The 13,502-nt window shown below is 72.4% G+C and carries 15 protein-coding genes and 1 riboswitch; of the genes, 6 read left to right on the top strand and 9 right to left on the bottom strand.

Going from position 1 to position 13,502, the window contains the following annotated elements; genetic code table 11:
* Positions 1 to 3 precede the first annotated feature (3 nt).
* Entirely contained in the window at positions 4 to 882 is an 879-nt protein-coding gene (locus OG519_RS01625; RefSeq protein WP_405577672.1) for an amino acid ABC transporter permease, read from the top strand.
* 128 nt (positions 883 to 1,010) lie between these two features.
* Positions 1,011 to 1,748 (top strand): amino acid ABC transporter ATP-binding protein, encoded by a 738-nt coding sequence (locus OG519_RS01620; RefSeq protein WP_405592400.1) that lies wholly within the window; start codon positions 1,011 to 1,013, stop codon positions 1,746 to 1,748.
* A gap of 149 nt (positions 1,749 to 1,897) precedes the next feature.
* Here the strand turns inward: OG519_RS01620 and OG519_RS01615 are convergent, their stop codons facing one another.
* The 9 genes from OG519_RS01615 to OG519_RS01575 all read right to left on the bottom strand — a co-directional run bounded on the left by OG519_RS01615 (position 1,898) and on the right by OG519_RS01575 (position 9,707).
* On the bottom strand, positions 1,898 to 2,458 hold the full coding sequence (locus OG519_RS01615) for a GNAT family N-acetyltransferase (RefSeq protein WP_405577670.1): 561 nt from the start codon (positions 2,456 to 2,458) through the stop codon (positions 1,898 to 1,900).
* Complete coding sequence (locus tag OG519_RS01610) at positions 2,455 to 3,552, bottom strand: LLM class flavin-dependent oxidoreductase (protein ID WP_405577668.1); 1,098 nt, start codon at positions 3,550 to 3,552, stop codon at positions 2,455 to 2,457. Before OG519_RS01610 ends, OG519_RS01615 begins: the two co-directional genes overlap by 4 nt.
* Before the next feature lie 82 nt (positions 3,553 to 3,634).
* The gene (locus OG519_RS01605; protein WP_405577666.1) at positions 3,635 to 4,570 is read right to left on the bottom strand and encodes an NADP-dependent oxidoreductase; all 936 of its coding nucleotides are present in this window, start codon (positions 4,568 to 4,570) and stop codon (positions 3,635 to 3,637) included.
* An 82-nt stretch (positions 4,571 to 4,652) separates the two neighbouring features.
* Positions 4,653 to 5,153: a flavin reductase family protein gene (locus tag OG519_RS01600; protein ID WP_405577664.1), complete on the bottom strand. Its 501-nt coding sequence runs from the start codon at positions 5,151 to 5,153 to the stop codon at positions 4,653 to 4,655.
* Complete coding sequence (locus OG519_RS01595) at positions 5,150 to 5,662, bottom strand: NADPH-dependent FMN reductase (protein ID WP_405577662.1); 513 nt, start codon at positions 5,660 to 5,662, stop codon at positions 5,150 to 5,152. Before OG519_RS01595 ends, OG519_RS01600 begins: the two co-directional genes overlap by 4 nt.
* Before the next feature lie 158 nt (positions 5,663 to 5,820).
* Positions 5,821 to 6,954 (bottom strand): LLM class flavin-dependent oxidoreductase, encoded by a 1,134-nt coding sequence (locus OG519_RS01590; RefSeq protein ID WP_405577660.1) that lies wholly within the window; start codon positions 6,952 to 6,954, stop codon positions 5,821 to 5,823.
* A gap of 2 nt (positions 6,955 to 6,956) precedes the next feature.
* Positions 6,957 to 8,060: an LLM class flavin-dependent oxidoreductase gene (locus OG519_RS01585; protein WP_405577658.1), complete on the bottom strand. Its 1,104-nt coding sequence runs from the start codon at positions 8,058 to 8,060 to the stop codon at positions 6,957 to 6,959.
* A complete protein-coding gene (locus OG519_RS01580; RefSeq protein ID WP_405577656.1) occupies positions 8,057 to 9,322 on the bottom strand; it encodes an LLM class flavin-dependent oxidoreductase in 1,266 nt (421 codons plus the stop codon). The genes OG519_RS01585 and OG519_RS01580 overlap by 4 nt, the downstream gene beginning before the upstream one ends.
* A gap of 283 nt (positions 9,323 to 9,605) precedes the next feature.
* Positions 9,606 to 9,707 carry a putative leader peptide gene (locus OG519_RS01575; RefSeq protein WP_405577654.1) on the bottom strand — a complete coding sequence of 34 codons (102 nt, stop codon included), beginning with the start codon at positions 9,705 to 9,707 and terminating at the stop codon, positions 9,606 to 9,608.
* Positions 9,706 to 9,819: riboswitch (SAM riboswitch) on the bottom strand. (Overlaps the previous gene by 2 nt.)
* Positions 9,820 to 10,173: 354 nt before the next feature.
* Here OG519_RS01575 and OG519_RS01570 point away from each other — a divergent pair.
* The 4 genes from OG519_RS01570 (at position 10,174) to OG519_RS01555 (ending at position 13,405) form a co-directional block, all read left to right on the top strand.
* Positions 10,174 to 10,308, top strand: a complete 135-nt coding sequence (locus OG519_RS01570) for a putative leader peptide (RefSeq protein WP_405577652.1) — start codon at positions 10,174 to 10,176, stop codon at positions 10,306 to 10,308.
* Between the two features lie 135 nt (positions 10,309 to 10,443).
* Positions 10,444 to 11,463: an amino acid ABC transporter permease gene (locus OG519_RS01565; RefSeq protein WP_405577650.1), complete on the top strand. Its 1,020-nt coding sequence runs from the start codon at positions 10,444 to 10,446 to the stop codon at positions 11,461 to 11,463.
* Positions 11,460 to 12,236, top strand: coding sequence for an amino acid ABC transporter ATP-binding protein (locus OG519_RS01560; RefSeq protein WP_405577649.1), 777 nt, complete (start codon positions 11,460 to 11,462; stop codon positions 12,234 to 12,236). The genes OG519_RS01565 and OG519_RS01560 overlap by 4 nt, the downstream gene beginning before the upstream one ends.
* Before the next feature lie 119 nt (positions 12,237 to 12,355).
* Positions 12,356 to 13,405, top strand: a complete 1,050-nt coding sequence (locus OG519_RS01555; RefSeq protein WP_405577647.1) for a transporter substrate-binding domain-containing protein — start codon at positions 12,356 to 12,358, stop codon at positions 13,403 to 13,405.
* Positions 13,406 to 13,502 lie beyond the last annotated feature (97 nt).

Below are 13,502 nucleotides of genomic sequence, written 5' to 3'. Positions count from 1 at the left end.
TCGGTGACCGTACCGGAGGAGACCGCGCCCGCCGACACCTACCGGCCCTCGCCGCGGCGGATCGAAAGGGAGCGCTACCGCAGGGCCCGCACCCGGCGGTCCTTCGGCGTGGCCGCGCTCAGCACCGTGGTCACGGCGGTCGCCCTCTACGAGCTGATCGTCCGCTCGCCCGGCTGGCAGCGCACCCGCGAGACCTTCTTCAGCGCCCACTACGCGCGGCTGGCCTTCCCGAAGGTCATGACCGGGCTGTGGCTCAACCTGCGGCTGCTCGCGGTGTGCGGAACGGTCGTCCTCGTCGCCGGACTGCTGATCGCGCTGCTGCGCACCCTGCGCGGCCCGGTCTTCTTCCCGCTGCGCGCCCTGGCCACGGCCTATGTGGACTTCTTCCGCGGGCTGCCGCTGATCATCTGCATTCTGATCAGCGTCTTCGGGATCCCCGCGCTGCGGCTGACCGGGGTCACCAACGACCCGGTGCTGCTCGGCGGGTTCGCGCTGTGCCTGACCTACACCGCCTACGTCGCCGAGGTGTTCCGGGCCGGCATCGAGAGCGTCCACCCCAGCCAGCGCGCCGCCGCCCGTTCGCTCGGTCTGAGCAGTGCCCAGGCCCTGCGCCATGTGGTGCTGCCGCAGGCCGTACGGCGAGTGGTGCCCGCGCTGCTCAACGACCTGGTGTCGTTGCAGAAGGACACCGGCCTGGTCTCGATCGGCGGCGCGGTCGACGCGGTCTACGCGGCGCAGATCATCGCCAGCCGCAGCTTCGACTACACGCCGTACGTCGTCGCCGGACTGATCTTCGTGGCGATCACCGTCCCCATGACCCGGTTCACCGACTGGGTGGCCGCGCGAATGAACCGGCGCCAGTCGCAAGGAGGCGTCGCGTGAGCGTGGACCCGTCGGCGAAGGGCCTCCCGGGACAGCCCGAGCCCGAGCCCGAGCAGCCCGAGCAGTCCGAGCGGCCGGCCCAGGCACAAGCACAAGCAGCGGCACCGGCACCGGACGCCGCCACCCCCGTGCTGCGTCTCGACGCCGTCCGCAAGACCTACGGCTCCTCCGTGGTGCTCGCCGACATCGACCTGGACGTGCCCCCGCACACCGTGACCGCTCTCATCGGCGCCTCCGGCTCCGGCAAGTCGACACTGCTGCGCTGTGTGAACCTGCTGGAGGAGATCGACGACGGCGCGGTGTTCCTCGACGGCACGGAGATCACCGACCCGCGGACCGACCAGGACGCGGTACGCCGCCGGATCGGGGTGGTCTTCCAGGCGTACAACCTCTTTCCGCACATGACGGTGCTGGACAACATCACCCTGGCGCCGCGCCGGGTGCACGGGGTGCCGCGGGCGGTGGCGGAGGAGCAGGCCCGGGAGTTGCTGGCCCGGCTGGGGCTGGCCGGGCGGGCGGGCGAGTACCCGGACCGGCTCAGCGGCGGTCAGCAGCAGCGGGTGGCGCTGCTGCGGGCGGTGGCGACCAGGCCGCGGCTGCTGCTGCTCGACGAGATCACCGCCGCGCTCGACCCGGAGCTGGTGGGCGAGGTGCTCGCGGTGGTGCGGGATCTCAAGGAGCAGGGCATGACGATGGTGATCGCCACCCACGAGATGGCGTTCGCCCGCGAGGTCGCCGACCAGGTGTGCTTCCTGGAGGCCGGGGTGATCCTGGAACGCGGCACGCCCGCCGAGGTGTTCGGGGCGCCCGTCGAGAAGCGCACCCGGGAGTTCCTGCGCCGGATCACCGAGGCCGGCAGGCTCTGACGGCCGGCGGCGCGCCCCGCCCCGACCCACCGCCGCCCCGACCCACCGCCGCCCCGACCCACCGCCGCCCCGGCCCCCTTCCCGTACCGGCGCGGCGGCGCCCGGGTACGCGTGGCGCGCACCCGGGCACAAGGGACAGCCCACGCCCCTCAGGGCTTGCGGCCGAAGTCCACCCGCGGCGGCGGCCGGAAGTCACCCGCGCTCAACGGCCCCTCGCCGACCAGCCGTTTGGCGAAGGGCAGGGGTCCGCCCAACGACTCAGGGTCGGCGCCGACATCGAAGAGCGCCGTGTACCCGGTGGTCAGATAGAGCCCCTTCGCCTCCGGCTGGCGCGGCCCGGTGGTGAGATACACCCGCTCGTAGCCGGCCGCCGCCGCGGCCCGCTCCAACTCGGCGACGACATGGCGGGCAAGCCCCCTGCGGCGGTGCGCGCTGTGCGTCCAGATCCGCTTGAGTTCGGCGGTCCGCTCGTCGTAACGCCGGTAGGCACCGCCGGCCAGCGGCTCGCCCTCCCGCAGCAGCAGGAGCAGCAGCCCGCCGGACTCCGGTTCGAACTCCCGCGCCGGATAGCGGGCCAACTCCCGGCCCGCGCCCGCGATCGCGGGATAGCGGGTGTTGTACTCGTGCTCCAGTTCGCGCAGCAGCGGCTGCGTCAGCGGATCGGTGAGCGTCGCCGTCCGCACCTCGTACGACGGCTGGGTGGTGGTCACCTGCGGGCCCCCTCCGCGTCGCGCTTGGCGACCTCCGCACGGACCAGCGGGATGACATGGCGGCCGAAGTCGATGGCGTCGCCCAGCAGGTCGTAGCCACGGGCGGAGATGATGTCCACGCCGAGGTCGTAGTAGTCGAGCAGCGCCTGCGCCACCGTCTCCGGGGTGCCGACCAGGGCGTTGGAGTTGCCCGCCCCGCCGGTCGCGGCGGCGGTGGGGGTCCACAGCGCCCGGTCGTAGCGCTCGCCCCGCTCGGCGATGGCGATCAGCCGCTGTGAGCCGGTGTTCTGCGGCTCGCTGCCCCCGCGCCGCTGCCAGGCGCCGGAGGCGCGGCGCTCGCCGATGGTGGCGACGGTGCGGTGCGCCTTCTTCCAGGCGAGTTCCTCGGTGGGCGCGATGATCGGCCGGAAGGCCACCTGGATGCGGGGCGGCGTGTCGCGTCCGGCGGCGAGCGCGGCCGCCCGTACCGCCTCGATCTGCTTGGCGGTCTCGGCCAGCGGCTCGCCCCACAGCGCGTAGATGTCGGCCACCGCGCCACCCGCCGCGTAGGCCGCGGGGGAGGAGCCGCCGAAGGAGACGTCCGGCCGGGGCTGCCGCACCGGGAAGACGTCGGAGACGAAGTCCTTGAACCGGTAGTGCTCGCCGTCGTGGTCGAAGGCCTCGTGCTCGGTCCACACCCGCTTGACGATCTCGATGTACTCGCGGGTGCGGGCGTACCGCTCGTCCTTGCTGAGGAAGTCGCCCTCGCGCCGCTGCTCCTGGTCGCTGCCGCCGGTGATGAAGTGGACGGCGAGCCGCCCGTCGCTGATCTGGTCGAGGGTGGCGAACTCCCGTGCGGCGAAGGTCGGATAGGAGACGTTCGGCCGGTGCGCCAGCAGGATGTCCAGCCGGCTGGTGTGCGCGGCGACGTACGCGGCGGCGGTGCCCGGCTCGGGCGAGCCCGAGCCGTAGGCGAACAGCACCCGGTCCCAGCCGTGGTCCTCGTGGGCGCGGGCGAGCTTGAGTGTGTACTCCTTGTCGAAGGACGCGCCGCTGCGCGGATTGGTCTCCGAGCCGTCGTTGGTGGCGGCGATACCGAGGAACTCGATGGGCATGTCACGGCCTTTCGATACGGAAGTGGCGGCAGCGCGGGTGTGTCCGGCCGGTGTTGCCGGCGGGCGTGATGGGGGCCCGGGGTCAGGAAAGAGCCGGGCGGGGCGGGATCTCGATGACGACCTTGCCCCGCGCGTGGCCCTCCTCCACGGCCCGCAGCGCGGCGCCGGCCCGCTCCAGCGGGAAGGTCGCGGTCACGAAGGGATTCAAGACGCCGTCCGTCACCAGCTCCGCCAACGCGTCCAGGACCGCGGCGGTACGCTGCCGGGCCACGGGGAAGCCGCCGAGCTCGGCGACGGTGCCCCGGTCCCCGCCGCTGATCAGCTTGGTGCGGTCCGCCACCAGTTCCGCGGCCTCCTTCAGCGCCACCCCGCCGACCAGGTCGTAGACCGCGTCGACCCCCTGCGGCGCGACGGCGCGGATCCGGTCGACCGCGCCCGGCCCGTAAGCGACGTGCCGCGCGCCGAGGGAGGTGACGAACGCCTCCTTGGCCGCGCTCGCCGTGCCCACCACGTGGATGCCGCGGGAGACCGCTATCTGCACCGCGGCCACACCGACACCGCCGCCCGCTCCGGTGACCAGGAGCGTCGCACCCGGTGGCAGGTCGAGTTGGAGCACTCCGTCGTAGGCGGTGGCCGCGGCGATCGGCAGGGTGGCCGCGTCCGCCCAGGACAGCGAGGCCGGCTTGTGCGCCGTGAGCTGCGCCGGCAGCAGGGCGTATTCGGCGTAGCCACCGCCGACCGTGTTGCCGAACACCGCGTCGCCGACCGCGAAACCGGCCACGTCCGGGCCCAGTCGCTCCACCACCCCGGCGATCTCGCCGCCGAAGACGGCCGGCAGTTCGGTGGGCGGGGCGCCGAGCGGGCGGAATCCGGCGCGGCGCTTCCAGTCCACCGGATTCACCCCGGCGGCCCGCACGGCCACCAGCAGCTCACCGGGGCCCGGCACCGGCCGGGGCAGGTCGGCCAGGGACTCGACCTCGGGGCCGCCGAAGCCGGAATAGATGTACGCCTTGGGCATCTCGTTTCCTCATCACCAGTTGTGCGGAACACGGGTCGGGTGGACGGGCAGGGGGTCGACCACGATGAAGCGGCGCCCCGGCTCAGGCAGCTTCGAGACGTTCGAGGCGGCGGAATCGGCTGGCGTGGAAGACCAGGGGCGGCACCGCGGGATCGGCGTCCAGTTCATGGACCCGGAGCACCACGATGTCGTGGTCGCCGGCCCGGACGACCTGGTCGACGCCGCACTTCAGCCAGGCGCTCGCGCCCTCGATCAGCACCGCGTCGTCCTCGGTGGCCTGCCAGCCGAGGTCGGCGAACCGGTCGACGCCGCTTTCGGCGAGCTGCCGCCCGATCCGCTCCTGGTGCGCGCCCAGCACGCTGATCCCCAGCGTGCCGCTGTCGCGCAGCGCGGGCCAGGTGGTCGAGGTGTGCGCGACACACACCGAGACCAGCGGCGGATCCAGTGACACCGAGGTGAAGGAGCTCGCGGCGATCCCGACCGGTACGCCCTCGACCAGGGCGGCGACCGCGGTCACCCCGGTGGGGAAAGCGCCGAAGACCCGGCGGAGTTCGGTCAGGTGCAGGCCCTGGTCGACGCTCATGAGGTGGCCGGGACCGAGGTGGCGCCCAGGCTCGCCGCGACCTGGGGACGCGCTGACGTCAGCCACTTCTCCAACTCCTCGGAAGCGGTGTACTCCGAGTCCAGCAGGAACAGGCCCCGGGTGGGAACGGTGGCGCCCAGCTCCACCAGGACGGGCTTGAGCAGCAGTTCGGCGGCGAGCGAGTGCCGCCGGTGCGCGCCGAGGAGCAGCGGTACGGCGGTCACACCGGCCAGCGAGCCGGAACCGAGTCCGTCGAGGAAGAGCTTGAGCAGCCCGGTGTACGACGCCTTGTAGGTGGGGCTCGCGACCACCAGCAGGCTCGCCTCCTGGACCGCGGTGGCCGCCGCGGCCACTTCGGGGTGGCCCGGGTCGAACAGCGCGGCGCCGAGATCGGCGAGTTCCACGGTCTGGTCGCTCTCCCGGCCGGTCAGCTTTTCGGCCACCAGCCGGGCCGCGTCATGGGTTCGGGATCGGGGCCTGGGATTGCCGACGAGGACGACGACGCTCACGGCGGGGTTCTCCTTGCTTGTTGGGCCTGTTGGGCGCTTGTTGGGTCTGCTGGGCTTGCTGGACCTGTTCGGCACGTTCGGCGTGTTCGCGAGGGCGGACGGGGGGCGTGGGGGCCGCGGGGACCCCGGGGGCCGGGTTGGCCGACCGACGGCGGTGGTCAGGCCCGTCGTGACCACTCCTCGGCCAGCAGCCGGTAGGAGGCCACCCGGTCGGCGTGGTCGTGGGTGATGGTGGTGAGGACGAGTTCGTCGGCGCCGGTGGCGTCCCGGAGCGTCTCCAGCTGGTCGGCGACCTGCCGGGGCGTGCCGGTGAACTGGGTCTCCACCCGGTCCGCCACCAGCTCCCGGTCCGCCTCCGTCCAGACGTGCGCGCGGGCCTCGTCCGGGGTCGGGAACCGGATCGCCCCCTCGCCGGTGCGGATACTGCGTACCCACAGTCCGTATCCGGTGGCCAGCTCCAGGGCGGTGCCTTCGTCCTCGGCCACGACGACATCCGCGGACACGCTGACGTACGGGCGCTCCAGCACCGCGGACGGGACGAAAGCGGCCCGGTAGCCTGCCGCGGCCTCGATCACCGTGGCCGGGCTGACGTGGTAGTTCGCCGCGAACCGCAGACCGTTCCGCCCCGCCACCTCGGCGCTGACGCCGCCGCTGCTGCCGAGGATCCAGATCTGGAGGTCGGCGCCCTCGCCGGGTACGACATGCGCCTCGACGCCGTCCGCGGTGGCGTAGGTGCCGGCGATCAGCGCGAGGATGTCGTCGATCTGCTCGGCGTAGTTCTGCGGCTCGGCGTTCGGCTGCCGCAACAGCTTCTGGTGCAGTGCCAGGCGCGGGGAGCTCAGCAGCCGGGTGAAGTCGAACCGGGCCGGTATACGGAGTCCGTTGGGTGTGTACCCCTCGACCGTCGAGCCGCCGCCGATCAGCGCCGGCTCACGGGTCCTGGCGGCCGGCCCGCCGCCGGAGCGGCCGAGGCCGAGGTCGAAGCGCCCCGGGTGCAGCGCGTCGAGCAGCCCGAACTCCTCGACCGTGGACAGCGCCGTGCGGTGCCCCAACTGGACCGCGCCGGCGCCGAGCCGGATCGTCGAGGTGGCGGCGGCGGTCAGTGCGAGCACCACGGCGGGGGAGGTGCCGGCCACGCCGGGGTTGAGATGGTGCTCGGCGAACCAGTAGCGCCGGTAGCCCAACCGCTCGGTCTGCCGGGCCAGGTCGATGCTGTTGCGCAGCGCCTCGGGCGCCGAGGAACCGGAGCTGATCGGGACCAGGTCCAGTACGGCCAGGGGGGTGTTGGCCATGGTCAGGCTCCTCGGGGCGCGGTGGCGGCTGCTTCGGACGGGGCGTCGTCGGGGTCCACCGGGCCCCACGGCCACGGCGGGTCGGGGATGGCGCTCCGCAGCGCCGGGGCGATCGCGGACTGGAAGAGTTCGAGCGACGCGCGGTGCTGGGCACCGGTCAGGCCGCCGGGCTCGGCGTGCAGATGCAGCACGCTGTGGCCGAACCGCTCGTGGTAGCGGTGGACCTTGTCGACGATCTGCTCGGGGCTGCCGATCAGGGCGGAGCTGCGCTCGGCGAAGTCCTCCAGGGTGGGGAAGACCGGTTCGACGCCGAGCCGCTTCTGGAAGCCGAGGTAGCCCTGGAAGACCGGCCGGTAGTCGGCGAGGGCCTGCTGGGAGGTGGGCGCCGCGTAGAAGCCGGCCGAGCCCGCGCCGACCGCGGCCAGCGCCGGGTCGTGGCCGTAGTGCTCCCACCGCTCGCGGTAGTAGCGGATCAGCTCGGCGTAGGGCTCGATGGGGTTGGTGACGTTCGCCGAGAAGAGCGGGTCGCCGTAGCGGGCGGCGAGGTCGACCGACTCGCGGCTGGTGGCGCTGCCGTGCCAGACCCGGATCGGCCGCTGGTACGGCCGGGGCCAGACCTCCGCGTCGGTGAGCGCGGGCCGGAACTTCGCCGGCGCGGTGACCTTCTCGTTGCGCCAGATCTCCCGGAAGATCTCGTACGACTCGGCGTTGCGGTCCCACTGGTCCTCGGGGGTGACCTGGAACAGCTCGCGCTGCGCGGCGCCGTTGCCCTTGCCGATGATCAGTTCGAGCCGGCCGCCGGAGAGGTGGTCGAGCGTCGCGTAGTCCTCGTAGGCGCGGACCGGGTCGAGCAGGCTCAGCGTGGTGACCGCGGTGAAGAGCCGGATCCGGCGGGTGCGGGCGGCGATATGGCTGAGCACCACGGTGGGGGAGGAGGAGATGAACGGGCGCTCGTGCCGCTCGCCGACACCGAACCCGTCGAAGCCCAGCTCCTCGGCGAGCAGCGCGCTGTCGATCACCTGCCGGAAGCGTTCGTGGGTCGACGGCTGGGCGCCGGTGACCGGGTCGGGGGCGTGGACGATCAGGGTGATGTTGATGAACTTCACGACGCCGCCCTCTCCGTCGCCGCGGCGGCGTCGGGATGGCGCGGGCCGAGCGGGGCGGACGCGGTGGCGTAACGGTTCGCCGGACGGGGCAGCCCCAGCAGGCCGCGCAAGGTGTCGGCCTCGTAGGCGGTGCGGAACAGGCCGCGGCGCTGAAGCTCCGGCACCAGCTCACGGGTGATCCGCGCCAGGTCGTGCGGGATGGCCGCGGGCCGCAGCCGGAAGCCGCTGAGGCCGGCCGCCTGCCACTGCTCCAGCAGGTCCGCGAGCCCGCTCGGCGTCCCGGCGAAGACCACGGCGTCACTGGTGAACGCGGCCCCCGCGCGCTCGTCGAGCCGGCCGCGCCGGGCGGCGGCCGCCTCGTCGGTGTCGTCGAGCAGTACCACCAGGTCGGCGAAGAGGTGCACGGTCTCCCCGGCGCGCCCCGCCTCGTCCTGATAACCCCGGATCTCGGCGGCGATCGCCCCGGCGTCCCCGGCGTCGCGGGGGGTGACGAAACCGATGTCGGTGGAGCCGGCCACCAGGCGGTAGGGGATGCTCTGGTGCGCGAGCGCGGCGATCAGCGGCTGGCCCTGCGGCGGGCGCGGGGTGATCGACGGGCCCTTGACGCTGAACCACCGGCCCTCGAAGTCGATGTAGTGCAGCTTTTCCCGGTCGATGAAGCGGCCCGTCGCCACGTCCCGGATCTCGGCGCCGTCCTCCCAACTGTCCCAGAGCCGCCGCACCACCTCGACGTAGTCCGCGGCCTCGGCGAAGTTCTCGCCCATCAGCGCCTGGACCTCCGGTGTGGCGAGGTCGGCCAGGTGGAACGGCGGGAAGGTCCGCCGGCCGAAGAGCTCCGCCTCGTACGGACGGGCCGAGACCTGCACCCGGAGGCCGGCCCGGCCGCCGCTCACGTAGTCGAGGGTGGCGATCGCCTTGGAGAGGTGGAAGGGCTCGGTATGGGTGACCACGGCGCTCGGGATCAGGCCGATGTGGCTGGTCAGCGGCGCGATCCGGGCGGCGATCTGGACCGCGTCCAGTCGGCCGCGGACCTGGTCGGTGCGGTGGTCGGGCTCGGTGAAGTCCGAGGACTGGAGGCCGAGTGAGTCCTCGATCGTGACGAAGTCCAGCAGCCCGCGCTCGGCCTCGGCGACGAGGTCGGCCCAGTACGCCGCCGTGAACAGTTCATGGGGCCGGGCGTCGGCTTCGCGCCAGGCGGCGGGGTGCCAGCCGGCGCCGTCGAGGGCGACGGAGAGGTGGAGAGCGGGGTGTCGCTGGGACATGACGGGATCGCTTCCTGCTCGGGCGGAGGGCGGCGCCACCGGGGCCGCGGGCATGCCGGACGGGACCCGCGCCGGGCGGTGGTCCGGGGTGGTGTCGGCGGGGCGAGGGAACGGGGAGGAGGGAGATACGGGGCCGGGTGGCGGCACGCTTCCGGCGGGATTTCGGCGGGATCTCGGCTGGGTGTGCCCTCGCCGGCAGGTGCGAGGGGCCCGTGGAACACCGGTGCGCCGGGCGGTGCGGGCTCAGGACGCCGCTACGACCGGGTGACGCCCCGGGCCGGGTTCAGTACGCCGTACAGAGCGCGCTGGAGATGCGCTGAAGGTCGATGTGGCGACGCGAGTAGGTACTGACGGCTCGACGCACTTCAGTCCCTCCCTTTTCCATCGCGCGCTTGCGTACACCGGACTCGGCGCCGCCGGGTCATCACCTGGAGCACCCCGCCACGCCGGAGGGTTGCTGGTCAGCCAGCCAGGGCTTGGTGCTGACGCTCATAACCGACCCTCACCGTAACTCCGTTCCGGCGTCGAACACAATGACCGGTCGACCGGTTGCGGATCACGCGGGGGCCGCTCATGGTCGGGGTCGGCCGGGGAAGCTGGGGCCGGCAGGGGGCGGCGGGGGCGACGGGACGGGGCGGAACGCGCTGACCGGCCGTCGGCTTCTGAGGCATTGCCCAAAGCCGACCCCAGCCGTTACGGTGTGCCCCTGGTTATGGGGGCCGGCTTTTTCAGCGTCGGCCCGCTGACCCGCAACCCCCGTCCACGGCGCCGCTCGCGGCGGTGACCCGTCGGGACGGATCGGTCAGGCAAGCGCGTGCGGCCCACGGGCCGGGGATGGCGAGGTGATCCGCATGCAGGCACGACGCGCCGACAACGGCGGCACGACGCGTCCGTACGGGTTCGCCCAGCTCATGGTGGCGCGCCGCCACGTCGACCTGCTCCGGGTGAGCAGCGCACTGTGTCCGGGGACGTCCCCGGTCCGTTGACCGCGCTCGCGCCGTGACCCGGCGCTGAGACCCCGCACCTCCCGTCGCCCGGTCACGCCCTCACCCCGCACGCCACCACTCCGCCGATCCACGGCGCGGTGCCGCGCGCCCGCATGGGACGGAAAGCACACCACCATGAGCAGCCCCGACATCTCCGCGCGCGAACCCGCGGCGCCGGAACCGCCGCCCCCGACACCCGTCCAGGACCCGCCGCCGCCCGGCGGCCGCCCCAGCGACAGGCAACTGCTGGCCGCGAAGCTGGTCCCGCTGCGCCGCCCCGGCCAGTGGGTCTCCGCCCTTGTCCTGCTGGTGCTCTTCGCGATGCTGGTCAACACCCTGCTGACCAACAAACGGTTCCAATGGGGCACCGTCGGCCACTACTTCCTCGAAGGATCGATCCTGCACGGGCTGGAGCTGACGCTCTGGCTCACCGCCGCGGTGATGGCCACCGGCTATCTGCTCGGCATCGGCGTCGCCGCGATGCGCCTGTCGCGCAACCCGATCCTCACCTCGCTGAGCTTCGCCTTCGTCTGGCTGATCCGATCCGTACCACCGCTGGTGCAACTCCTCTTCTGGTACGAAATCGCCTCGCTCTATCCGCGGTTGTCGTTCGGCATCCCGTTCGGCGGCGCCTTCGCCACGGTGAAGACGGCGCATCTGTTCAGCGGCATCCTCGCCGCGTACGTGGGGCTCAGCCTGGACGTCGCGGCCTTCGCCTCGGAGATCGTCCGGGGCGGCATCCTCTCGGTCGACCCCGGCCAGACCGAGGCCGCCCAGGCGCTCGGCCTGGGGAACGCGCGGATCTTCCGCCGCGTCGTGCTGCCGCAGGCGATGCCCGCCATCGTGCCGGCCTCCGGCAACCTGCTCATCGGCATGCTCAAGGCGACGTCCATCGTCAGCGTCATCGCGGTGCAGGACCTGCTCTACTCCTCGCAACTGATCTACAACCAGAACTACCTGATCATCCCGCTGCTGCTGGTGGCGACGCTCTGGTACATCATCCTCACCACGCTGCTGTCCATCGGACAGTTCTTCGTCGAGCGCTACTACGCCCGGGGCAGCAACCGGCCGGGCCGGCGGAGCTTCCGGGAGCTCTTCCGGGGCAATGTGCCGCTGCTCGGCCGGACCGGCGACGAACTGGCGGGCCTCTCATGACGACCGGGACCACCGCGTCCCTGGTACGGGTCAGGGGACTGCGCAAGAGCTTCGGCGCCCATCAGGTGCTCGACGGAGTCGACCTGGATGTGCGCCGGGGCGAGGTCACCGTGCTGCTCGGCCCCTCGGGGTCCGGCAAGTCCACCCTGCTGCGGAGCATCAACCACCTGGAGCGCCCGGACGCCGGATTCGTCGAGGTGGGCGGCGAGATCATCGGCTACCGCTACCGGGAAGGCCGGCTGCACGAGCTGGGGTCGCGGGCCATCACCCGGCAGCGCGCCCGGGTCGGCATGGTCTTCCAGCAGTTCAACCTCTTCCCGCACCTCACGGTGGTGGAGAACATCGTCGAGGCCCCGATCGCCGTGCACGGCGTACCGAGGAAGCAGGCCGCGGCCAGAGCCCGTGAACTGCTGGAGCGGGTCGGCCTGGCCGGGCGGGAGAGCGCGTACCCCAGGCAACTCTCCGGCGGCCAGCAGCAGCGTGTCGCCATCGCCCGGGCGCTGGCGATGGAGCCGGAGCTGCTGCTCTTCGACGAACCCACCAGCGCGCTCGACCCGGAGCTGGTCGGCGAAGTCCTCGCCGTCATCAAGGATCTCGCCGACAGCGGGATGACCATGATCGTCGTCACCCATGAGATCGGCTTCGCCCGCGAGGTCGCCGACACCGTGGTCTTCCTCGACGGCGGCCGGATCATCGAGTCCGGCGTCCCCTCCGACGTCCTGGACCGGCCACGCCACGAGCGGGCCCGCGCCTTCCTCGCCGCGGTGCTCTGACCCTTCAACCTCTCTACCTCTCTACCTCTCGACCTTTGGCGAGTATTCGGGCGGTTCGCGCCCCTTCGGCGCCACCGCCATGTCTCCACCCGCTTCAGTGCCCCTGGAAAGGAACCACCGTGCCGACCGACGGACGCCCCGCCCGCCACGTCTCCCGTACCGCCCTCATCGCGACCGGCACCGCCGCCGTGCTCGCCCTGCTCACCGCCTGCGGCGCCAGCTCCGGCTCCGGCTCCGACAATGGGGACGGATCCGGTACGGCCGGCGCCGCCGGTACCTCCTCGACAGCCCCGGCGGACGGTGCTTCGACCACCAGGTCCACCTCGTCCGGGGCCGGTTCGGCGGAATTCCCGACCCAGGACGTCGTCTCGGCGATCCGGTCGGACCCGGCACTGAAGGCCGAGCTGCCGAAGGCGGTCCAGACCCGGGGCAAGCTCATCCTGGGCACCACTCGCGTCGTGGGCACCTCAGGACTGCCCCACGGCGGCCAGGACCCGAGCGGCAAGACCGTCGGTCTCGACATCGACCTGCGCGACGCGGTCGCCAAGGTCCTCGGCGTCACCTGGGACGTGCAGTACGGCACCTTCCCCACCGTCATCCCCGGCGTGCAGAACGGCAAGTACGACGTCGGACAGGACAACTTCGGTGCCACCAAGGCCCGGGAGCAGGTGGTCGACTTCGCGACCTACCTCAACGACGGCCAGTCCTTCCTGGGCCCCAAGGACCTCCCGGTCGACACGGTGACCAGCCTCACCGACCTGTGCGGCTACACCGTGGCCACCAGCCCCGGCTCGACCTTCCAGCAGATCCTCACCGACGGCGCCGCCAAGTGCGCCGCGGCCGGCAAGAAGCCCTACAAGGTGCAGTACTTCGCCGACACCGCGCCGATCATCCTCGGCCTGCAAAACGGCAAGGTCGACATCTACTTCGGCCCGACGCTGGGCCTGAAATACGACGCCGTGCACGTACCGAACACCAAGTACCTCGGCCAGATCAGCACCACTCCGGTCGGATTCGTCACCGCGAGGAACTCGCCTATCGCCAAGGCCGTCAGCGACGCGGTCAACCAGCTCATCGCCGACGGTGACTACGCCAGGATCTTCGCCAAGTGGGGCGTGCCCGGCACAGGTGTCACCACGTCGGTGGTCAACCCGCCCACGACGTTCTGAGCAGCCAGCCCCCACCAGCCCCACCGGCCCCCACCGCCCCCTACCGTCCCCACCGCCCCGACTCGCCGTCGCCGACCGGCGCGCGAAGACTCCCGGA

Source organism: Streptomyces sp. NBC_01190, from assembly GCF_045039895.1.
In the GTDB taxonomy this organism is placed as follows: Bacteria; Actinomycetota; Actinomycetes; order Streptomycetales; family Streptomycetaceae; genus Actinacidiphila.
This window is presented reverse-complemented; position numbering and strand designations above follow the sequence as displayed.